Origin of the sequence: Pseudomonas sp. B14(2022), assembly GCF_012030485.1 — a bacterium.
In the GTDB taxonomy this organism is placed as follows: Bacteria; Pseudomonadota; Gammaproteobacteria; order Pseudomonadales; family Pseudomonadaceae; genus Aquipseudomonas.
The window spans coordinates 1-20,979 of the sequence record NZ_JAAUVM010000027.1 but is presented as its reverse complement, the minus strand read 5'-3'; the positions used below and the strand labels follow the sequence as shown (position 1 = coordinate 20,979).

The 20,979-nt window shown below is 61.1% G+C and carries 24 protein-coding genes and 1 pseudogene; 12 read left to right on the top strand and 13 right to left on the bottom strand.

The features are described from left to right. The 5 genes and pseudogenes from HCF10_RS27380 to HCF10_RS32205 form a co-directional block, all read right to left on the bottom strand. Positions 1 to 1,125: a uroporphyrinogen-III C-methyltransferase gene (locus HCF10_RS27380; protein WP_167656791.1), complete on the bottom strand. Its 1,125-nt coding sequence runs from the start codon at positions 1,123 to 1,125 to the stop codon at positions 1 to 3. An 18-nt stretch (positions 1,126 to 1,143) separates the two neighbouring features. After that, positions 1,144 to 1,902 (bottom strand): uroporphyrinogen-III synthase, encoded by a 759-nt coding sequence (locus HCF10_RS27375; RefSeq protein WP_167656790.1) that lies wholly within the window; start codon positions 1,900 to 1,902, stop codon positions 1,144 to 1,146. Then, complete coding sequence (gene hemC / locus HCF10_RS27370) at positions 1,899 to 2,840, bottom strand: hydroxymethylbilane synthase (RefSeq protein ID WP_131697614.1); 942 nt, start codon at positions 2,838 to 2,840, stop codon at positions 1,899 to 1,901. The genes HCF10_RS27375 and hemC overlap by 4 nt, the downstream gene beginning before the upstream one ends. A gap of 137 nt (positions 2,841 to 2,977) precedes the next feature. After that, positions 2,978 to 3,724: a LytR/AlgR family response regulator transcription factor gene (locus HCF10_RS27365; protein WP_131697615.1), complete on the bottom strand. Its 747-nt coding sequence runs from the start codon at positions 3,722 to 3,724 to the stop codon at positions 2,978 to 2,980. After that, a pseudogene (locus HCF10_RS32205) lies at positions 3,721 to 3,837 on the bottom strand (sensor histidine kinase); the annotation flags it as partial. The gene HCF10_RS27365 and the pseudogene HCF10_RS32205, both read right to left, overlap by 4 nt. Positions 3,838 to 4,226: 389 nt before the next feature. Here HCF10_RS32205 and argH point away from each other — a divergent pair. Then, positions 4,227 to 5,621: an argininosuccinate lyase gene (argH, locus tag HCF10_RS27360; RefSeq protein WP_131697616.1), complete on the top strand. Its 1,395-nt coding sequence runs from the start codon at positions 4,227 to 4,229 to the stop codon at positions 5,619 to 5,621. A 39-nt stretch (positions 5,622 to 5,660) separates the two neighbouring features. Here argH and HCF10_RS27355 read toward each other — a convergent pair whose 3' ends face one another. Beyond that, positions 5,661 to 5,804, bottom strand: coding sequence for a hypothetical protein (locus tag HCF10_RS27355; protein ID WP_405046452.1), 144 nt, complete (start codon positions 5,802 to 5,804; stop codon positions 5,661 to 5,663). A gap of 91 nt (positions 5,805 to 5,895) precedes the next feature. Between HCF10_RS27355 and HCF10_RS27350 the strand changes: the two genes are divergently transcribed. From HCF10_RS27350 to HCF10_RS27340, 3 genes are all read left to right on the top strand, one after another. Next, the gene (locus tag HCF10_RS27350; protein ID WP_065926681.1) at positions 5,896 to 6,180 is read left to right on the top strand and encodes a hypothetical protein; all 285 of its coding nucleotides are present in this window, start codon (positions 5,896 to 5,898) and stop codon (positions 6,178 to 6,180) included. A 95-nt stretch (positions 6,181 to 6,275) separates the two neighbouring features. Then, entirely contained in the window at positions 6,276 to 6,530 is a 255-nt protein-coding gene (locus HCF10_RS27345; RefSeq protein WP_145337429.1) for a TIGR02647 family protein, read from the top strand. A gap of 168 nt (positions 6,531 to 6,698) precedes the next feature. Then, positions 6,699 to 9,539, top strand: coding sequence for a class I adenylate cyclase (locus HCF10_RS27340; RefSeq protein ID WP_167656789.1), 2,841 nt, complete (start codon positions 6,699 to 6,701; stop codon positions 9,537 to 9,539). On the opposite strand, the gene rnk is transcribed toward HCF10_RS27340, so the two are convergent. The 3 genes from rnk to cyaY all read right to left on the bottom strand — a co-directional run bounded on the left by rnk (position 9,536) and on the right by cyaY (position 10,631). Next, entirely contained in the window at positions 9,536 to 9,946 is a 411-nt protein-coding gene (gene rnk / locus HCF10_RS27335; protein ID WP_131697619.1) for a nucleoside diphosphate kinase regulator, read from the bottom strand. The two genes, HCF10_RS27340 and rnk, sit on opposite strands and share 4 nt — an antisense overlap. A 131-nt stretch (positions 9,947 to 10,077) precedes the next feature. Beyond that, a complete protein-coding gene (locus HCF10_RS27330) occupies positions 10,078 to 10,296 on the bottom strand; it encodes a DUF1289 domain-containing protein (RefSeq protein ID WP_131697620.1) in 219 nt (72 codons plus the stop codon). 2 nt (positions 10,297 to 10,298) lie between these two features. Further along, positions 10,299 to 10,631, bottom strand: coding sequence for an iron donor protein CyaY (gene cyaY, locus HCF10_RS27325; protein WP_032884360.1), 333 nt, complete (start codon positions 10,629 to 10,631; stop codon positions 10,299 to 10,301). Between the two features lie 238 nt (positions 10,632 to 10,869). Between cyaY and lptM the strand changes: the two genes are divergently transcribed. The 6 genes from lptM to HCF10_RS27295 are packed head-to-tail and all read left to right on the top strand — an operon-like array spanning position 10,870 to position 15,455. Further along, entirely contained in the window at positions 10,870 to 11,040 is a 171-nt protein-coding gene (gene lptM, locus HCF10_RS27320; RefSeq protein WP_010207449.1) for an LPS translocon maturation chaperone LptM, read from the top strand. A 9-nt stretch (positions 11,041 to 11,049) separates the two neighbouring features. Continuing rightward, the gene (lysA, locus tag HCF10_RS27315) at positions 11,050 to 12,297 is read left to right on the top strand and encodes a diaminopimelate decarboxylase (protein WP_145337427.1); all 1,248 of its coding nucleotides are present in this window, start codon (positions 11,050 to 11,052) and stop codon (positions 12,295 to 12,297) included. 3 nt (positions 12,298 to 12,300) lie between these two features. Then, the gene (gene dapF / locus HCF10_RS27310; protein WP_131697622.1) at positions 12,301 to 13,131 is read left to right on the top strand and encodes a diaminopimelate epimerase; all 831 of its coding nucleotides are present in this window, start codon (positions 12,301 to 12,303) and stop codon (positions 13,129 to 13,131) included. Positions 13,132 to 13,144: 13 nt separating this feature from the next. Further along, complete coding sequence (locus HCF10_RS27305) at positions 13,145 to 13,861, top strand: DUF484 family protein (RefSeq protein ID WP_131697623.1); 717 nt, start codon at positions 13,145 to 13,147, stop codon at positions 13,859 to 13,861. A 2-nt stretch (positions 13,862 to 13,863) separates the two neighbouring features. Further along, positions 13,864 to 14,763 carry a tyrosine recombinase XerC gene (xerC, locus tag HCF10_RS27300; RefSeq protein ID WP_131697624.1) on the top strand — a complete coding sequence of 300 codons (900 nt, stop codon included), beginning with the start codon at positions 13,864 to 13,866 and terminating at the stop codon, positions 14,761 to 14,763. After that, positions 14,760 to 15,455, top strand: a complete 696-nt coding sequence (locus HCF10_RS27295) for an HAD family hydrolase (protein ID WP_131697625.1) — start codon at positions 14,760 to 14,762, stop codon at positions 15,453 to 15,455. Before xerC ends, HCF10_RS27295 begins: the two co-directional genes overlap by 4 nt. Before the next feature lie 196 nt (positions 15,456 to 15,651). On the opposite strand, the gene sutA is transcribed toward HCF10_RS27295, so the two are convergent. From sutA to glnK, 4 genes are all read right to left on the bottom strand, one after another. After that, positions 15,652 to 15,987 carry a transcriptional regulator SutA gene (gene sutA, locus HCF10_RS27290; protein ID WP_131697626.1) on the bottom strand — a complete coding sequence of 112 codons (336 nt, stop codon included), beginning with the start codon at positions 15,985 to 15,987 and terminating at the stop codon, positions 15,652 to 15,654. Between the two features lie 102 nt (positions 15,988 to 16,089). Next, positions 16,090 to 16,515: a secondary thiamine-phosphate synthase enzyme YjbQ gene (locus HCF10_RS27285; protein WP_065938004.1), complete on the bottom strand. Its 426-nt coding sequence runs from the start codon at positions 16,513 to 16,515 to the stop codon at positions 16,090 to 16,092. 199 nt (positions 16,516 to 16,714) lie between these two features. Beyond that, the gene (locus tag HCF10_RS27280) at positions 16,715 to 18,052 is read right to left on the bottom strand and encodes an ammonium transporter (RefSeq protein WP_131697627.1); all 1,338 of its coding nucleotides are present in this window, start codon (positions 18,050 to 18,052) and stop codon (positions 16,715 to 16,717) included. A 34-nt stretch (positions 18,053 to 18,086) separates the two neighbouring features. Then, positions 18,087 to 18,425, bottom strand: coding sequence for a P-II family nitrogen regulator (gene glnK, locus HCF10_RS27275; RefSeq protein ID WP_002555808.1), 339 nt, complete (start codon positions 18,423 to 18,425; stop codon positions 18,087 to 18,089). Positions 18,426 to 18,846: 421 nt separating this feature from the next. On the opposite strand from glnK, the gene HCF10_RS27270 reads away from it, so the two are divergent. Together HCF10_RS27270 and HCF10_RS27265 are read left to right on the top strand one after the other, a co-directional pair. After that, positions 18,847 to 19,107: an accessory factor UbiK family protein gene (locus HCF10_RS27270; protein ID WP_027608312.1), complete on the top strand. Its 261-nt coding sequence runs from the start codon at positions 18,847 to 18,849 to the stop codon at positions 19,105 to 19,107. A gap of 216 nt (positions 19,108 to 19,323) precedes the next feature. Further along, the gene (locus HCF10_RS27265) at positions 19,324 to 20,820 is read left to right on the top strand and encodes a YifB family Mg chelatase-like AAA ATPase (protein ID WP_145337425.1); all 1,497 of its coding nucleotides are present in this window, start codon (positions 19,324 to 19,326) and stop codon (positions 20,818 to 20,820) included. Positions 20,821 to 20,979 lie beyond the last annotated feature (159 nt).

The window sequence follows — 20,979 nt, the reverse complement described above, 5'->3', positions numbered from 1 at the left end:
CTACTCCTGCTTCGCCGACGTGGCCGCCGGCGTGGACGCTGCCTTGGCTTCGTCAGCAGACAAATGACGACGCTCGAGGTACGCCTGCACTGCGGCCAGGCTCGCCGCCAAATCGGGTGTCACTACCGAGACAGCTTTGGGCTCAAGCTCGGCGATACGCGCCAGCATCGCCTTGCTCTGCGGGTTGTCCTGGTTGAAGTTGTCCTGCAACACGCTGCGTGCTTCACCCAGCGAACGGCTGTACACCGCCGACTCACCATTGAGCGCCGCCCATTGCGCTTGTTCCAGGGCCAGGCTCAGGGCCAGGCGCACTTGGTTCATGCCCTGGCCGGCAAGCAGCGGCCGGATGTTGTCATCAGGGTTGAAGTCGATGCGGAAGTAGCGGGAGATCTGTTCCCACCACTGGCTCCATCGGTTGTCGGTATCGGTGCTCGGGCGCCCTTGGGATGCGGGCTCGGTCAGTTGATACTCGGGGGCAATGGCCGCCAGTTGCACGACCTGATCACGCAAGGCCGCCAATTGCAGATACAGCCCGGTGCGGTCCGGCTGCTCAGTACTGCGCAACGCGGCAAGGCTCTTGGCCAACTGTTCGCGGGCAGCGTAGGAGCCTGGATCGCTTTGCTCGCGAAGAATCTCGTCGGCACCCTGGACCAGCGCCTGGGCGCTGTTGATGTCCTGCAAGGCAGACAAGCGCAAACTCGCCAGGCGAATCAAGTGTTCGGCCTCAGCCAAGCGCCAATCCTTGCGGCTGGCACCCAGCACGGTTTCCAGGCGCTGGCTCAAGCGCTGCTGGTCACCCTGCAACTGGGCCACCAGGCGACGGCGCTCCTCGAGCTCATCCGCACCCGGCAGCTGCGCCAGGCGTGCAGCCAGTTGCTGCTGGCTTTGCTTGAGGGTCTGGGATTGGTCGTCCAGGGTCTGCACTTGGCCCAGCTGTTGCTGGCTGCTGGCTTGCAGGGCACGGACCTGCCAGATCCCCCAACCGCCGGCGGCAACACCCGCAGCGCCAAGCAGCAGGGCGACAACTGCCAGGCCATTGCCGCGGCGCGGCGCGGTGACCGGTGACTCAACCGGCGCATCAAGTGCGGGTTGGGTTTCATCTTTAGGCAAGGCTGTTTCGCTCACGTATCCGTCCTTTGCGTATCAGAGAGTGGGAACGGCATGACTCCGTAACGCCACTAACAAAGCCGCGGCGCTCGCGCCGCGACAATCCACAACTTTTTCTGCGCCAGCGGCCCGCGCCATCTCGGCGACTCGGGGGCTGGGCACGAACAACGGCAGCTGTGCCACCTGTGGCCAATCGGGTCCGGCCAAGGCTTGCAGGTGCAAAAAACCCTGCCCACTGCTGACCACCAGGCCGTTCAAGCGTTCCAACTGGATGCGCCGGGTCAGTACACCCGTGTCGTAAGTCGGCAGGAAACGGCGATACAACTCCAGGTAGTCGACACTAGCACCTTGCTCGCGCAAACGCTCAGCCAGCAGCTCCCGCCCCCCCTCGCCGCGCAGGATCAAAACCCGCGCACCGGGCCGTGCGATAGCCTCGCGCAACGCAGGCAATTGAAGCAAGGCCTCGCTGTCGTCGCCGGTTTGGGGATAGTGAACGCAGAGGCCGTGATCAGCCAGGACCTGCGCGGTGGCCGCACCGACGCTGAACCACGACAGTTGCGGCCAGGCTTGATCCAACTGTTGTATGGCAAGCCGCGCCGCCGGTTTGCTCACCACGATCACCGCACAATAGCGGCCAAGATCGCCGAAGATGGCCTGTTGTTCGGGGGTAACGGGTAACGGCTCGATGTCCAGCAAAGGCAGGCTGCTGCTGAGGATACCGGCTTCGGACAACGCCGCCGCCAGGGCCGCCGATTCCTCGGCAGGCCGTGTCAGCAGCACTCGCCAGTCGGTCACTGCGGGCCGGCCTCGCCGTAGACCTTTTGCAGAATGGCGCCAGCCCCCTTGTCCAACAGCTCTTCAGCCACCTGGACACCCAGGGCGACGGCATCACGTTGCGGACCACGGACTTCGGCAGTCAGCAGAGTGCCCCCTTCCGGATCCCCAACCAGGCCACGCAGCCACAGGTTTTCACCTTCGAGCACGGCGTAACAGGCGATCGGCACCTGACAGCCACCGTTAAGGTGCTTGTTCAGGGCGCGTTCGGCCGTGACGCGCACTTCAGTATCGTGGTGATCCAGGGGTTTGAGCAGAGCGTGGATTTCACTGTCGGCGGTGCGGCATTCAATGCCCACGGCGCCTTGCCCACCAGCAGGCAGACTGTCTTCGACGCTGATGGCCGAGGTGATGCGGTCTTCGAAGCCCAATCGGATCAGGCCGGCGGCAGCGAGGATGATCGCGTCATACTCACCGGCATCGAGCTTGGCCAGGCGGGTGTTGACGTTGCCACGCAGGAAGCGAATCTGCAGGTCCGGACGACGGGTCAACAATTGTGCCTGGCGACGCAGGCTGGAGGTGCCGACAATGCTGCCCAGAGGCAAGTCATCCAAGGACGCGAAGGTGTTGGAAACGAAGGCATCACGCGGGTCTTCACGTTCACAGATGCAAAACAGGCCCAGGCCTTCGGGGAAGTCCATGGGCACATCTTTCATTGAATGCACAGCGATGTCGGCTTCGTTTTCCAGCAGCGCTGTTTCCAGTTCCTTGACGAACAGGCCCTTGCCGCCGATCTTCGACAGCGGCGAGTCCAGCAGCTTGTCGCCGCGACTGACCATGGGCACCAGGGTCACCTTGAGGCCGGGATGGGCCTGCTCAAGACGTGCTTTGACGTATTCGGCCTGCCACAAGGCCAGGGCGCTTTTACGGGTGGCGATGCGGATTTCGCGAGAGGACATGGATCAATCCGTACTGAATAGATACGGCAGATAATAACAGCTCAGGCAAATACGCTTTGATTTGAATCAGCAAGTGCGGGGCCTCCCTGGCCACGTCGCACCGGGATAATGAATACAGTCTCGCCAAAACCCCCGGGCTAAAGCTGCTGCATCATCTTGCGCACGCCGGCGACATGGCGTCGGCTGACAATCAACGCATCCCCGTTAAGCCCTTTGAGGAACAACTGAAAGTGCCCGAGGGGCGTGCGCTGCAGGCGCTCGATCCGCTCGCGGGCCACTAGCGCGTTACGGTGAATACGCACGAAGCGGTCACCGAACTCATCCTCAAGGGCCTTGAGCGGCTCATCTAGCAACACTTCACCGGCCTCATGTCGCAAGGTCACGTACTTGTGATCGGCAATGAAGTAGACCACCTGGTTCAAAGGGATCAGCTCGATGCCTTTGCGTGTGCGGGCACTGATATGGCTGCGCGGCCCGTTACCACTTTGGGCGGCCGGCTGGGTCAGGGCAGCAAGCTGGGTGCGGTTGGGGCGTTCAGCTTTCTTCAGGGCCCTGAGCAAGGCTTCGGCAGTCACCGGCTTGACCACGAAGCTGACACCACTGGCCTCCAGTGTCTGCGCGGCAAACTCTTCCTGCGCCGCAAATAACACCACGGCGGGTGGCGATTCGCGCTCACTCAGTCGGGCGGCAACTTGCAGGCCATCAAGGCCCGGCATACGGATATCGAGCAACACCACGTCCGGCTTGAGGCTGTCGATCAACGTCAACGCCTCCTCTCCGCTGGTGGCACTCGGTTCAAGGACTGTATAACCCTCGAGATCACTGACCAAACGGCTCAGTCGCTCGCGGGCTTGGGGTTCGTCATCAACGATCAGGACATTCATATAGCGCTGGATTCCTGCGTGAGTCTCGCACAAGGATAGCGTAGACAGGTGCGGTGACTTGCGTCACAGCGATCCACGCTAAGACTAGCGCGAGCGGCAAAAAGTGCCCTGACAGCGGCACCCATATTTACCCGGACCTGTTCAATAGCGCCCAAGACCTGCTGCCTTCGGGCATCGTCGCAGGGTTTGCTGATGCACAATCCGAATACCCCCCTTTTAAATGGATAGTCAGGCTCTGACCGCATTACCCGACTTTGGTGCATTCACACACTATCAGTCCAACTGTAGACGCTCGCCGAGACGATATTGCTCAATCGTCAAATATCGTATCAATAAGCAGCTGCCTCCAGTCTCGTCCTGGACGCGGTCGGCGGCAAGGCACTTAGCCATCCTTTGCACAAATAAAAATGCCGACGACCCGCAGCACCGCCTCCAAGGGCAACCCTGTTATTATCGCCGCCACACTTTCATGCCTCTTAATAAGCAGACCACGAGCGAATCCATGAGCACCGACAAGACCAACCAGTCCTGGGGCGGCCGCTTCAGTGAACCCGTCGACGCCTTCGTCGCCCGCTTCACCGCCTCCGTCACCTTTGACCAGCGCCTGTACCGCCACGACATCATGGGCTCCATCGCCCATGCGACGATGCTGGCCAAGGTCGGCGTGCTGACCGACGCCGAGCGCGACAGCATCATCGATGGCCTGACCACCATCCGCGGTGAGATCGAAGCCGGTACGTTCGACTGGCGTGTCGACCTGGAAGACGTGCACATGAACATCGAGGCCCGCCTCACCGACCGTATCGGTGTGACCGGCAAGAAACTGCACACCGGTCGTAGCCGTAACGACCAGGTGGCCACCGACATCCGCCTGTGGCTGCGCGACGAAATCGACCTGATCCTGGCCGAAATCACCCGCTTGCAGAAAGGTTTGCTGGAGCAGGCTGAGCGTGAGGCGGACACCATCATGCCCGGCTTCACCCACCTGCAAACCGCACAACCGGTGACCTTCGGTCACCACCTGCTGGCCTGGTTCGAAATGCTCAGCCGCGACTACGAGCGCCTGGTGGATTGCCGCAAGCGCGCCAATCGCATGCCGCTCGGCAGCGCCGCCCTGGCCGGCACCACGTACCCGATCGACCGTGAGTACACCGCACAACTGCTGGGCTTCGACGCCGTCGGCGGCAACTCTCTGGACGGCGTATCGGACCGCGATTTCGCCATCGAATTCTGCGCCGCCGCCAGCATTGCGATGATGCATCTGTCGCGTTTCTCCGAAGAGCTGGTGCTGTGGACCAGTGCGCAATTCCAGTTCATCGACCTGCCGGACCGCTTCTGCACCGGCAGCTCGATCATGCCGCAAAAGAAAAACCCCGACGTGCCCGAGCTGGTGCGTGGCAAGAGCGGCCGTGTATTCGGCGCACTGATGGGCCTGCTGACCCTGATGAAAGGCCAGCCTTTGGCCTACAACAAGGACAACCAGGAAGACAAGGAACCGCTGTTCGACGCCGCCGACACCCTGCGCGATTCGCTGCGCGCGTTTGCCGACATGATCCCGGCGATCAAGCCCAAGCATGCGATCATGCGTGAAGCGGCCCTGCGCGGTTTCTCCACGGCGACTGACCTGGCGGACTACCTGGTACGCCGTGGCCTGCCGTTCCGCGACTGCCACGAGATCGTTGGCCATGCGGTGAAGTACGGCGTGGACACCGGCAAGGACCTGGCGGAAATGAGCCTGGAAGAACTGCGCCAGTTCAGTGACCAGATCGAACAGGACGTGTTTGCCGTGTTGACCCTGGAAGGCTCGGTGAATGCCCGTAACCACGTGGGCGGTACCGCGCCGGCGCAGGTGAAGGCAGCCGTCTTGCGCGGCCAGGCCCTGCTCGCCAGTCGCTAAAAAAATGTGTGAGGGGGGCAAGCCCCCTCACACACTTGATCACTTTTTGGCCGCATTCATCGCCATGAACGCCGGCATCGCTGCTTCCCTGTCCGCCGCCACCTTCTGCGCATTGGGCATGGCAGGCAGCCTCTCCAGAAACAGCTTCTCGCCCACCGCACAGGCGAGGTTCACGCTGTACATGAAGCCGCTGCAAGCGTTATAGCCCGCCTGGCCAGCAGCATCACCTGCCTGAATGGGGGTAGACTGGCGCCCTTTCCTTGAGGAGCCTGCCATGAGCGAGCCGACCGATATCGACAGCGACGAAGAAGAGTTCACCGAAAACACCTTGATCGAAGCGATCGAAAACCAGATCGAAAGCGACAACCCACCTGCCGCCAAGGCCACTTTCAACAAACTGACTCTGGTGGGTTATGAGCGTGAGGAGATCCTGAATCTCATGGCTCATGTGTTGGCTTTCGAGATCGACGCGATGCTGGATGATGACCGCGCATTCAATACCGAATGGTATGAAACAGCGCTGCGGGCACTGCCTGAGCTGCCTCCCGAAAAGGAATAATCCCGGCACACCGCAACACGCTGGACAGTTCGGCAAAGTGCGTTCACCTTATGGTCTGCTAGCCTCTAATAAATTTTAGAAAGTCTGGAGTCCTTATGTCGTATACCCCTGAGTTGGTTGCCGAACTGGAAATCCTTGCACTCTTCAACCTGGGTAGCTCCCAGGAAGGTCTGAAAGTCCACCAGACCGCCGCTCCCACTGCCATCGCTGCTGCCCGGCGCCTGTATGACAAAGACTTGATCGACCAGCCAGATGGCGGTTATCTGACCAGCCTTGGCCGGGATGCTGCCGAGCACGCACAAAGCCTGCTGACTATTCTGACGACCGCCGCGACCAAAGAAGCCGCCTGATACTTGATACCGCCCATGGAGTCCGCCCCGTGCGGATTCCGAGGGCGTTGCTGTGGGAGCGAGAAAATTCTGACGTCAAAAACCATTTCCCTCTAAACCTCCTGCACTACTGAATGTAAACTCCTACATGGCCGCCCATGTCGGGCCCTGCGAGCCACCGAGTTCGACATGACCCGCACCCATGAAATCCGCCCTGACCTGGACGAAGGCATCGACCGCAAGGTGCTGGCCCAATTGCGCGCGCGCTTCATGGCCCTCAATGAAGGTCGCATGGCTCGTGCCGTCGAAGGGCTGACGCCGCGCCAGCAAAGCGTGCTGACCCTGCTGCCGCTGTTTTTTCACGTCAATCATCCGCTGTTGCCAGGTTACGTATCGGGCAGCACGCCAGCCGGGCTGTCGAACTTCGAGCCCGACGCCCAGGCCCTGACCGAAGCCCAGCGCTTGACCCGCTCGTTCTCTTACAAGCCGCGTACGGTTAATCAACCCAAACCGATCCATGGCCTGTTCCTGATGGGCAGCCTCGGCACCCTGGCCCAGGCCGATCAGAGTGACATGGATGTGTGGGTGTGCCACGCCCCCGACCTGGGTGAAAACGAGCTCGCGGAGCTGCGCAAAAAATGCCAACTGCTGGAAGCCTGGGCCCTCACGATGGGCGCCGAGGCACACTTCTTCCTGATCGAGCCGACGCGCTTCGTACTCGGCGAGCGCGATACGCAGCTGAGCTCCGACGACTGCGGCACGACCCAGCACTACCTGTTGTTGGACGAGTTCTACCGCACAGCCATCTGGCTGGCCGGGCGCACGCCGATCTGGTGGCTGGTGCCGGTGTATGAAGAAACCCGCTATGCGGAATTCACCCACACACTGATCTCAAAACGTTTTATCCGCGCCGATGAAACCCTCGACCTCGGCCACCTGGCGCGCATCCCTCCCGGTGAATTCATTGGTGCCGGGCTGTGGCAACTGTTCAAGGGCATCGAGTCGCCGTACAAATCGGTACTCAAGCTGCTGCTGACCGAGGTCTACGCCAGCGAGCACCCGAACGTGCATTGCCTGAGCCTGCGCTTTAAGCGCGCGGTGTTCGCCAACCAGATGGACCTGGATGAGCTGGACCCGTACATCGTGGTGTACCGCCGTATCGAGGAATACCTCCGGGCACGCAACGAGCCCGAGCGCCTGGAACTGGTGCGCCGCGCCTTGTACCTGAAGGTCAACCGCAAACTCAGCGCCGGTCAGCGCAATGCCAGCTGGCAACGGCTGTTGCTGGAACGCCTGGCCCATGAGTGGGGCTGGGACCAGCGCCAACTGGCGCTGCTGGACAGCCGCAGCCAGTGGAAAGTACGCCAGGTGGCCTCCGAGCGCCGGGCCCTGGTCAGCGAGCTGAACTACAGCTATCGCTTCCTGACCCAATTCGCCCGTACCGAACAGACCGTCAGCCTGATCAACAAGCGTGACCTCAATGTGCTCGGTCGGCGCCTGTACGCTGCCTTTGAACGCAAGGCGGGCAAAGTCGAATTCATCAACCCCGGCATCGCCCCGGACCTGGCCGAAGACACCCTGACCCTGGTGCAATCGCCCAACCGCAAGGAGCCCGGCCAGCACCACTGGGGCCTGTACAACGGCAACCTCACGGCCCTGGAGTGGGAGCACTTCGCGCCGATCAAGCGCAGCCGCGACCTGCTGGAAATGCTCACCTGGTGCCACCGCAACGGCGTCATCGACAGCAGCACCCGCCTGGCGCTGCACCCCGGCACCAGCGACATGACCGAATTCGAGCTGTTCAACCTGCTGGGCAGCCTGCAACAGACGATCGCCCTCCCCCTGGCCAGCGTTGATGAAGCGCGCCTGCTGCGCTCGGCGGTGCCCGAGGAAGTGTTGCTGCTGATCAACGTCGGCGTCGACCCACTCAAGCATCATCGCGACCTCAATATCCTGATGACGACGGAGCGCACCGACTCCCTGAGTTATGCCGGTGTGCGCGACAACCTCGTACTGACCCTGGACCAGGTCACCCTCAACAGTTGGAACGAGGTGATGGTCAGCCGCTACGACGGCCCGCACGCCCTGCTCGATTGCCTGCGCGACTACCTCAATCAACTGCCGTCAGATCACTTGCCACGCCTGCGGGTACGCTGTTTTTGCCATAACCGTGCGCAATTCATTGCCCAGCGCGTGGAAGAAGTCTTCGATACCGCGCAAAACCTGCTGCTGGGTCAAGGCAACCACCGCTACTTGCTCCAAGTGCAGCAGCACTATCACGTGATGGAGTTGATGCCGGGCCAGGCCACCCACGTATCGCTGGCGACCCAGGATGCACTGGTCGCCTATCTCAGCGAGGAGCTGGCCAGCTACAGCCCGCTGCATCTGGATGCCATGGCCCTGGAAGACCACGACCTGGCGCTGTTGCTGCCCATGGGCATGGCCGATTGCGTGCAGGTGTTCTACCGGGTCAACGAAGGCTTCGCCGAGCTGTATGTGCTGGATGAGTTCAACGCGCTCTGGCAGCAGAGCTTGCCGTTTCATGATGAGCAGAGCCTTTTGGCACCGCTGCAGCGCTTTTTGCAGTCGATCATCTATCGACGGGAAGCGCTGTCGCCTTTGGATACGCAACAACCGTTGGGTGAGGTGCAAACCTTGTACTACCAACTGTTGCCGTCGGGAGGCACGCGCGCGCGCGGCGTCGAACCGCGGCCGGCCCCGCAGAACCCCGCGAACAAACCGTTTTATGACGTGCAGGCGATTATCGGCAAGGCAGCGCCAGGCCAAGTGGGCATTACCCTTTACTGCAATCAGCGGGAGTTTTCAGAACTGGAATTCGGCGACCAGCTCTTTGCCGTGGTCGCCCAGGAGATCGTCGGTCAACGCCGGGAAGCCGAGCGCTACCGCTGCTACATCACCGACCTCGACCTGTCGGGGCTGCTCGGTGATGTGCAAAGCCCAAGCAATTTGTATCTGCGCTACAAGGCCGAGCTGGAGCTCGCGCTGAATGAAGCGCTGAGCCAGATTTAGAGAGGGAAGGCACCGCCATCTTTCGGCTGGCCTTCAACGCTGAGCAGTTCAAGCTTGAGGGTCTTGCCACCCGGTGCCGGCCAATCGATGTGCTGCCCTACCTGCAAGCCAAGCAAGGCACTGCCCACCGGGGCCAGGACCGAAATCTTGCCTGCATCTGCGTTCGCATCTTTCGGGTAGACCAGGGTCAGGTGGTAGTCCTTGCCGCTGCCTTGCTCACGGCAATGCACGCTGGAGTTCATGGTCACGACCGTTGCAGGCACTTCATCGTGGCCAACCACTTCTTCGGCGCGGTCGAGTTCGGCTTGCAGCGCAATAACGCCCGGCTGCGTCTCGTCCATACGGTCGATCAATTGCTCAAGACGCTGCACATCAAGACGGGTGAGGATGATGGAAGGTGCGGTCATGATTCAGGCAGACTCCTTTTTTCTGCACAAAAAAGCAAAACCCCGCCAGGAAAAGGCGGGGTTCTCACGGGCCTCGATGAGTTGAGGCGTACCCGGACACTATCACAGCAGCGCAAATAAACAAGACAGGCTCAAGACGCCGCCTTGCGTTGCTCGGCCTGGGCCACGATCACTCGGCGCCGCTGATCATCGGCGGAGCGCCATTCACGGATGTCTTCCACATGGCGGAAGCAGCCGAGGCAGACTTTTTGCTCGTCCAGGCGACACAAACTGATACAAGGTGACGGCACCGCCGGGCTGACATTACTGAACAGCGGCTTGGGCGGGCGTACGAGTGCAGGCTGGCTCACGATCAGATCTCGTCAAAGTCCAGCTCGGCGCCGGTATATTCGTGGACCAGGCGCGTGAGCATCTCGCCCAACAACTCTTCACTCTTGTCGCACTGCCATTTGCCGCTTTCTTCGTCGTAGTCGAAGTGAACGCCACCGGAGCGCGCCGCCAGCCACAGCTGACGCAGCGGTTCCTGGCGACTGAAGATCAGTTGCTGGCCACTCTCGAACTTGACGGTCAGCACGCCGGCCGAGTTTTCCAGGTCCACATCCAGGCCGCTATCGTCAAAAATATCTTCCAGCGCCTGCTGGGTCGCATCCACCAGGTCGTGAAAACGGGCTTCGGTCAAACTCATTGTGGCAACCTCAAAAGTGTCTGGTTTTGCTCAAGCGCCGCACGATACGGGCGAGCCTCGCCGATTGCAAAGGATACCGATTTCAGCACGATTGACGGCGTGAAATATCCTCAACCAGCGTAGTCCGCTTCCCGACCATCTCGGCAAACCCCCGCCGGACGGGTATTTCAGCGCATAGGCAAGCTGGCGGGTGGTCGGTATACTCGGGCGCAATTAATGCATATTCAAGGATTTCGCCATGAAGCGCCTGATCTCTTCCCTTGCTGCGCTCGTCGCGGTCGCTTGCCTCGTTAGTGCCTGTGGTCAAAAAGGCCCGCTGTACCTGCCCGATGACAGCAAAGACCCGAATGAACAGGCGCAATCGTCGCAAAAGCCATCCAAAGCGCATAAGCACGACACCTACGAATAAGGGAACTCCATGGACGCTTTTAACTACCGGGACGGCGAGCTGTTCGCGGAAGGCGTGGCGTTGTCCGCGATTGCCCAGCGCTTTGGTACCCCGACCTACGTGTACTCCCGTGCGCATATCGAAGCCCAATACCGCTCGTTCGCCGACCCTCTCGAGGGCGTACCGCACCTGGTGTGCTACGCAGTCAAGGCCAACTCCAACCTGGGTGTACTGAATGTCCTGGCGCGTCTGGGCGCCGGTTTCGACATCGTCTCCCGTGGCGAGCTGGAACGGGTCCTGGCCGCCGGCGGCCAGCCCGACAAGATCGTGTTCTCCGGCGTCGGCAAGAGCCGCGAGGACATGCGCCGGGCCCTGGAAGTCGGCGTGCATTGCTTCAATGTCGAATCCACCGACGAACTGGAGCGCCTGCAAGTCGTCGCGGCCGAGATGGGCGTTCGTGCGCCGATCTCCCTGCGCGTCAACCCGGACGTCGATGCCGGCACCCACCCGTACATTTCCACCGGTCTCAAAGAGAACAAATTCGGCATCGCCATTGCCGACGCCGAAGACGTGTACATCCGCGCCGCCCAGCTGCCGAACCTGGAGGTGCTGGGTGTCGACTGCCATATCGGCTCGCAACTGACCACACTGCCACCGTTCCTGGATGCCCTCGACCGCCTGCTGGCATTGATCGACCGCCTGGGCGAATGCGGCATCTACCTGCACCACATCGACCTCGGCGGTGGCGTGGGCGTGCGTTATCGCGATGAAGAGCCCCCGGCGATCGCCGACTATATCCAGGCCGTGCGTGAGCGCATCGAAGGCCGCGACCTGACGCTGATGTTCGAGCCGGGCCGCTATATCGTCGCCAACGCCGGCGTGTTGCTGACCCAGGTCGAGTACCTCAAGCACACCGAGCACAAGGACTTTGCCATCGTCGACGCGGCGATGAACGACCTGATCCGCCCTGCGCTGTACCAGGCCTGGATGAATGTCACCGCGGTGACGCCTCGCAACAGCGAAGTGCGCGCCTATGACATCGTCGGCCCGATCTGCGAGACCGGTGACTTCCTGGCGAAGGATCGTCAACTGGCCCTGGAAGAAGGCGACCTGCTGGTCGTGCATTCGGCCGGTGCCTACGGGTTTGTCATGAGTTCCAACTACAACACCCGCGGGCGTACCGCCGAGGTGCTGGTGGACGGTGATCAAGCGTTTGAAGTGCGTCGCCGCGAGACGGTAGCCGAGTTGTATGCTGGCGAAAGCCTGCTGCCGGAGTAAGCCATGCTGCTGCGTTTTACCAAGATGCACGGGCTGGGCAACGATTTCATGGTCCTCGACCTGGTCAGCCAGCACGCGCACATCCTGCCCAAGCACGCTAAACAGTGGGGCGACCGGCATACCGGGATTGGTTTCGACCAATTGTTGATCGTCGAGGCGCCAAGCAACCCGGAGGTGGATTTCCGTTATCGGATCTTCAACTCCGACGGCTCCGAAGTGGAACAGTGCGGCAACGGTGCGCGCTGCTTTGCACGCTTTGTGCTGGACAAGCGCCTGACCGCCAAGCGGCAGATTCGCGTCGAGACCAAGAGCGGTGTGATCGAGCTGGATATCCGCAGCGACGGCCAGATCAGCGTCAACATGGGCGCGCCACGCCTGGTGCCGGCGGATATTCCGTTCCAGGCCAGCGAGCAGGCCACCAGCTATGCAGTGGATGTCGACGGCAAGATCGTCGACCTGGCGGCCGTCTCCATGGGCAACCCCCATGCCGTGCTGCGGGTCAACGACATCAACACTGCGCCCGTGCATGAACTGGGGCCGAAGATCGAACACCACCCGCGCTTTCCGGCGCGGGTCAATGTGGGCTTCCTGCAGGTGATCGACCGTTCCCGCGCGCAATTGCGTGTGTGGGAACGCGGCGCCGGCGAAACCCAGGCCTGCGGTACAGGTGCTTGCGCCGCTGCCGTGGCCGCGATCAGCCAGGGGTGGATGGATTCGCCGCTGTTGATCGACCTGCCCGGTGGACGCTTGTCCATCGAATGGGCAGGCCCTGGCCACCCGGTGATGATGACCGGGCCGGCCTCGCGCGTATACGAAGGACAGGTCCGTCTATGAGTGAGCCAAGCCAATGACCGATAAGCCTCAAGTGCCCGCACAAGCAACCCCGAGCGAAAGTCTGGAGGCCGCTGCCGTCGCGGCGTACCTTGAGGCTAATCCGGACTTCTTCGTCGAACACGAAGAACTGCTGCCGGCCCTGCGCATCCCCCACCAGCGTGGCGATACCGTATCGCTGGTGGAGCGACAGATGAAGATCCTGCGCGAGCGCAATATCGAAATGCGCCACAAGCTCTCGCACCTGATGGATGTCGCCCGCGACAACGACCGTCTGTTCGAGAAAACCCGCCGCCTGATTCTTACCCTGATGGACGCCGGCAGCCTGGAAGAAACGGTGATTGCCGTGGAAGACAGCCTGCGCCAGGACTTCCAGGTGCCTTTTGTCAGCCTGATCCTGTTCAGCGACAACCCGATGCCGGTAGGTCGCTGGGTCAGCGGCAACGACGCACAAACCGCGATCGGCGGCTTGCTTTCCGAAGGCAAGACCATCAGCGGCACCTTGCGCGAGCATGAACTGGACTTCCTGTTCGGCGCCGAACAGCGCAAGCAGATCGGCTCTACCGCCGTAGTCGCCCTCAGCCATCAAGGCCTGCACGGCGTACTGGCCATTGCCAGCCGCGATCCCGCGCACTACAAAAGCTCGGTGGGCACGCTGTTCCTGACCTATATCGCCGAAGTGCTGGGCCGAGTATTGCCGCGCTTCACCACCGCCCTTCGCGCGGTGCGCTAGCCATGGAACGGCAACTGGACGCTTATTGCGCTCACCTGCGCAACGAGCGCCAGGTGTCGCCCCATACGCTGGAAGCTTACCGACGGGACTTGAACAAGGTCCTGGCCTACTGCGAAAAACAGCAGATCGCCAGTTGGAAGGCCCTGGATATCCAGAGCCTGCGCAGCCTGATCGCAAGGTTGCACCAGGCGGGCCAGTCCTCACGCAGCCTGTCGCGCCTGCTGTCGGCGGTGCGTGGCCTCTATCACTACCTCAATCGCGAAGGCCTCTGCGACCACGACCCCGCCAATGGCCTGGCTCCGCCGAAAGGCGAGCGACGCCTGCCCAAGACCCTGGATACCGACCGCGCCTTGCAATTGCTCGATGGCGCCGTGGAGGACGACTTCCTCGCCCACCGCGACCAGGCGATCCTCGAACTGTTCTACTCTTCAGGCCTGCGCCTGTCGGAGCTGACGGGGCTGAACCTCGATCAACTGGACCTGGCCGACGGCCTGGTGCAGGTGCTCGGCAAGGGCAGCAAGACCCGGGTGCTGCCGGTGGGCAGGAAAGCCCGCGAAGCCCTGCAAACCTGGCTGCCGCTGCGCGCCCTGGCCAACCCGGTGGACGACGCGGTGTTTATCAGCCAGCAAGGCCGGCGCCTGGGGCCACGGGCCATCCAGGTTCGGGTCAAGGCCGCGGGCGAGCGCGAGCTGGGGCAGAACCTGCACCCGCATATGCTGCGGCACTCCTTTGCCAGCCATATGCTGGAATCGTCCCAGGATCTGCGCGCCGTGCAGGAACTGCTCGGCCATTCCGACATCAAGACCACGCAGATCTACACCCATCTGGACTTCCAACACCTGGCAACGGTCTACGACAGCGCCCATCCACGGGCCAAACGCATCAAGGGCGGCGACTCATGAGTATCAAGCTGATCACCTTCGACCTGGACGACACGCTCTGGGACAACGTACCCGTCATCATCGGCGCCGAAGCGTCGATGCGCGAATGGCTGGCCACCCACGCCGCCAAAGTTGGCGACCTGCCCCTGGAGCATTTTGCCAGCCTTCGCCAGCAGGTACTGCAACGTCATCCCGAACTCAAACACCGCATCAGCGTCCTGCGCCACCGAGTCTTGATGCATGCGTTTGAAGAGGCCGGTTACCCACAGCCTGAGGCCACGGAAATGGCCGATGTGTGTTTCGAAGCGTTCATTCACGCCCGCCATCAGCTCACGCCATTCCCAGAAGCCGAGCCGATGCTGCAAGCACTGCGCCAGCACTTTCTGCTGGGTGTGATCACCAATGGCAATGCCGATGTGCAGCGTGTTGGCCTGGCGGACTATTTTCACTTTGCGCTGCGCGCTGAAGATATTGGCATCGCCAAGCCGGATGCGCGGCTGTTCCAGGAAGCGCTGCAGCGCGGCGGAGTAGATGCCAGTGCGGCGGTGCATGTTGGCGACCACCCCGGGGACGACATTGCTGGGGCGCAGCAGGCGGGGCTGCGGGCGGTGTGGTTTAACCCGTCGGACAAGGTGTGGGAAGGGGATAAACTCCCGGACGCACAGATTCGCAGCCTGACGGAGTTGCCGGCGTTACTTCGTAGCTGGCAGTAATACGGGTGAGAAAAATGTGGGGGGGGGCTTGCTCCCGATAGCGGTGTATCAGTCTCCCGATGTATTGACTGACCTACTGTAATCGGGAGCAAGCCCCCTCCCACACTTGATTGGGGGGTGACCTGTAGCCGGTTATTACAGGCATGAAAAAACCCGCAGCGACGGCGGGCTTTTTCTTGCAAGCAGGTGGCTGACCTTAGATAGGTCGGCTGCCGTACTTGTTATCCGGCTTCTTGGGCGGGTCTGCAACCACATTGGGCTCGACTTCAACCACTTTGCCGCCTTTGGCAAGAAACTCTTCCATCGCACGGGCCAGCGCATCGCGCTCTTTATTCTTGGCTTCAACGCTCGGCAATTCATCTACCGAAACAGCAGCCTTGGCTTTGCCCTTGGCTTTGGGAGCCGCGTCATCGCCACCACCGTCATCGGCCTCGTCAGCAACGTCGTCAACTGCTGCCGCATCAAGACTATCTTCGGCCTCGTCGTCGTCACCTACTTCGAGGTCGTCGTTTTCCAGATCATCGTCGCTCATGTTCTACCTCATGACTTGCGAAAAGCAGATTAGTTATAGCCCAGCTTCATCCTCTGTCGAGGTCACCGGGGAAAAATCAACATCCACCGGATAACCAGTGGCTTATGCCCCATCACCGTGCAAGGTGGCGAGGACTTTACGAGCACCGCCATGATCACGGTGCTCGCCCAGATAAACACCTTGCCAGGTCCCTATCGCCAAGCGGCCGGCCTTGACCGGCAAACTCAGCTGGCAGCCCAGGAGACTGGCCTTGAAGTGCGCCGGCAGGTCATCCGGACCTTCGTCGTTGTGTTCGAACCCGGCGCGGCCCTGCGGCACCAGCGAGTTGAAAAAACGCTCGAAGTCACGACGAACCGCCGGATCGGCATTCTCGTTGACGGTCAACGAGGCCGAGGTGTGCTGCAGCCACAGATGTAACAGGCCCACGCGGCAGGCCTTCAGTTCAGGCAAACCGGCAAGCAACTCGTCAGTCACCAGGTGAAAGCCCCGGGGCTTGGCCCGCAGGGTAATCAGGGTCTGTTGCCACATACAGTTCTCCGCCCATCGGCGCGCATTCTAGCGCGCTCTGGGAAAAAACAAAGTGCCGAATACGCCTACATGCCTGTAAGACATTCGCACGGTGGAAAGTGCATGACAAACTCTGCGCAAAAACCGGCACAGCTTGTTATGACTGACAAACGCCAGGCAAAAAAATGCCCGGCAAGCCGGGCATCTTTTTTTCGCGTACTTACAGGTTGTAGCCGCGTTCGTTGTGTTGCGCCAGGTCGAGGCCGACAGCCTCTTCCTCTTCGGTGACACGCAGGCCCATGACCATGTCCAGCACCTTGAGGATGACGTAGGTGACGATGGCCGTGTAGATCACGGTGAAGCCGACACCTTTGCACTGGATCCAGACTTGAGCTGCAATGTCAGTCACGGTGCCGAAGCCGCCCAATGCAGGGGCTGCAAACACACCGGTGAGGATCGCACCGACGATACCGCCGATACCGTGCACGCCGAATGCGTCCAGGGAGTCGTCATAGCCCAGTTTGCGCTTGAGGCTGGTGGCGCAGAAGAAACAGATCACACCGGCCACCAGGCCGATCACCAGAGCGCCCATCGGGCCAACAGTGCCAGCGGCCGGCGTAACGGCTACCAGACCAGCCACGACACCCGAGGCGATGCCCAGTGCGCTTGGCTTACCGTGAGTGATCCACTCGGCGAACATCCAGCCCAGGGCTGCAGCAGCGGTAGCAATCTGAGTCACCAGCATCGCCATACCGGCGGTGCCGTTGGCCGCAGCCGCAGAGCCGGCGTTGAAGCCGAACCAGCCAACCCACAGCATGGCAGCACCCACCAGGGTGTAGCCCAGGTTGTGAGGCGCCATTGGTGTGGTCGGGAAGCCTTTACGCTTGCCGAGCACGATGCACGCCACCAGGCCAGCAACACCGGCATTGATGTGCACCACGGTGCCGCCGGCGAAGTCCAGCACGCCCCAGTCCCATAGCAGGCCACCGTTGCCGCTCCACACCATGTGGGCGATTGGCGCATAGACCAGAGTGAACCAGATAGCCATGAAGATCAGCATGGCGGAGAACTTCATGCGTTCGGCGAACGCACCGACGATCAGTGCCGGGGTGATGATGGCGAAGGTCATCTGGAAGGTGATGAACACTGCTTCCGGGAACAGCGCAGCCGGCCCGGTGATGCTGGCCGGGGTCACACCCGCCAGGAACGCCTTGCCCATGCCGCCGAAGAAGGAGTTGAAGTTGACCACACCCTGTTCCATACCCGTGGTATCGAACGCGATGCTATAGCCGTAGACGACCCACAGGATGCTGATCAGGCCCGTGATGGCGAAGCACTGCATCATTACCGAAAGAATGTTTTTGGAGCGCACCATGCCGCCGTAGAACAGCGCCAGGCCTGGAATGGTCATGAACAGCACCAGCGCAGTGGATGTGAGCATCCAGGCGGTGTCGCCGGAATTGAGGACTGGAGCAGCCACTTCGTCTGCCGCCATGGCCAGGCTTGGCATTACGATGGACAACAGGGCTCCGAGCCCTGCGAATTTACGCAGAGTCATATTGTTTTCTCCTGGGGCGTTGGGGTTTGGCGGCTTAGATTGCGTCGGTATCGGTTTCGCCGGTACGGATGCGAATAGCCTGTTCCAGATTGACCACGAAGATCTTGCCGTCACCGATCTTGCCGGTGTTGGCGGCCTTGGTTATCGCCTCGATAACCCGGTCAAGATCCTTGTCGTCAATAGCGACATCAATCTTCACCTTCGGCAGGAAATCGACTACATATTCCGCGCCGCGATACAGCTCGGTGTGACCCTTCTGCCGACCGAAGCCCTTGACCTCAGTAACGGTAATGCCCTGCACGCCGATCTCGGACAACGACTCGCGTACATCGTCCAACTTGAACGGCTTGATGATGGCAGTGACTAGCTTCATGAAAACTCTCTCCCGAATTGGTGGACTTGCCCCAGGAAAACAAACCCGTCTCAAGTCTAAGCGCAGTGCCTGGCTTTGTAACGCATCGTCGCAGGGCAGTTGCCATTGCGACGCCAGCGAACCACTGGTGACGAAACCTGTACCCCTGATCCGTCGGCGCACTGCATTCGTCACAGCGACTGCATCAGTGCATGGGTCATGATCGTCTAAGCAGAAACCTTGCCAGCTCCGTAAAAATCACTGAAATCAGTCCTTTGCCCACTCAAGCCCACCAGCGGGGCTATCTGGCGACGACAATGCGCACTAAAACAGCGCATAGCCGCCCAGCCTGATGCGCGAAAAGCGTGCGACTCAGGCCGTAAAAAAGACTATAGACGCTGCGTGATACACTGCCCGCCAACAGTTTTCCGGAATATTCCCCATGCTCGCGCCCAAAGACCTCCTCGACGCCCTGAGCGGCCACGCCTCTCGTCTGTTCAGCGGCGACACCCCGCTGCCCCGCAATGAAATCGAAAGCCAGTTCAAGGCCTTGCTGCAAAGCGGTTTCAGCAAGCTCGACCTGGTGAGCCGGGAAGAGTTTGATAGCCAGATGGTGGTTCTTGCCCGCACCCGTGCGCGGTTGGAGAGCCTGGAGGCGAAAGTTGCAGAGCTGGAAGCGCGGTTGACCCCTCCTGCTGAATAAATGCGATCAGTGTGGGAGGGGGCTTGCTCCCGATGGCGGTGTATCAGCCGGTATCAATGCTGACTGAAACATTGCTATCGGGAGCAAGCCCCCTCCCACATTTGCTCAACCTTTTGTTCTGGATACGTTCTGTAAAACCTCCCCGCCTCGCTCTTCCCCACCTCGTCTACCCTTGAAAAACCGCAGGAAGCGGCCTCCCCTTTTCAAGGAACGAGCATGTCCCTCGCCATCGTCCACAGCCGCGCCCAGATCGGCGTCGAAGCCCCTGCCGTCACCGTCGAGGTGCATATGGCCAATGGTCTGCCGTCCCTGACGCTGGTGGGGCTGCCGGAAACCGCGGTCAAGGAAAGCAAGGACCGCGTACGCAGCGCCATTCTCAACTCCGCGTTGCAATACCCTGCCCGCCGGATCACCCTCAATCTAGCGCCCGCCGACCTGCCCAAGGACGGCGGCCGTTTTGACCTGGCGATTGCCCTGGGAATCCTGGCGGCCAGCGTGCAGGTGCCGGCGCTGATGCTCGATGACGTGGAATGCCTGGGGGAACTGGCGCTGTCCGGCGAGGTGCGCGCAGTGAAAGGGGTGTTGCCGGCGGCGTTGGCGGCACGCAAGGCCGGGCGCACCGTGATAGTGCCGCGGGCGAATGCCGAGGAGGCGTGCCTGGCGTCGGGGTTGAAGGTGATTGCGGTGGACCACCTGCTGCAAGTGGTGGCGCACCTGAATGGGCATGTGCCGATCGAGCCATACAAGTCCGATGGTTTGATGTACTTGAACAAGCCCTATCCGGACCTGAGTGAAGTCCAGGGCCAGCTCGCGGCCAAGCGAGCGTTGCTGATTGCGGCAGCGGGCGCGCATAACCTTTTGTTCAGTGGGCCGCCCGGCACCGGCAAGACCTTGCTCGCCAGCCGCCTGCCAGGTTTATTGCCGCCGTTGAGCGAACAGGAGGCGCTGGAGGTTGCCGCGATTCAATCGGTTGTAAGCCTGGCACCGCTGAGCCACTGGCCTCACCGGCCGTTTCGCCAACCGCACCATTCGGCATCAGGCCCGGCACTGGTGGGCGGCGGCTCGAAACCACAGCCAGGAGAAATTACCCTGGCTCATCATGGGGTGCTGTTTCTCGATGAGCTGCCGGAATTTGATCGAAAGGTGTTGGAAGTGCTGCGTGAACCGCTGGAGTCGGGGCATATCGTGATTTCCCGCGCTCGCGACCGAGTGAGTTTCCCGGCGCGCTTCCAACTGGTCGCGGCGATGAACCCCTGCCCTTGCGGCTATATGGGCGAACCCAGCGGGCGCTGTCGCTGTACGCCGGAGCAGATTCAGCGGTATCGCAACAAGCTCTCAGGACCGCTGCTGGACCGGATTGACTTGCACCTGACCGTGGCGAGGGAGACGACAGCGCTGAACCCGATCCAACAGATGGGCGAGGATACCGCCCATGCCTCAGCGCGGGTCGCCCAGGCTCGCGAGCATCAGCAAAAGCGCCAGGGCTGTGCGAATGCCTTTCTTGATCTGCCGGGGCTGCGCGAGCACTGCAAGCTCGCGAAGGTGGATGAAAGCTGGTTGGAAACGGCCTGTGAACGACTGACCCTATCGCTGCGCGCGGCCCATCGACTGCTCAAGGTGGCACGCACCCTGGCGGATCTGGATCAGGTAGATACCATTACCCGCGACCACCTGAAAGAGGCCCTGCAATACCGCCCGGCGGCGATCACTTAAGCTTGGCGCAGAGCCAAATGTGGGAGGGGGTATGAACTGGCCTAATGATTTTGGACACTTCAATCGGGCGCTATGATAGCGCCCAAATCTGAGGTGTTTGGATATGCGTAAATCTTATTCGAGTGAGTTCAAGCTCAAGGCTGCCAGCATGGTGTTGGA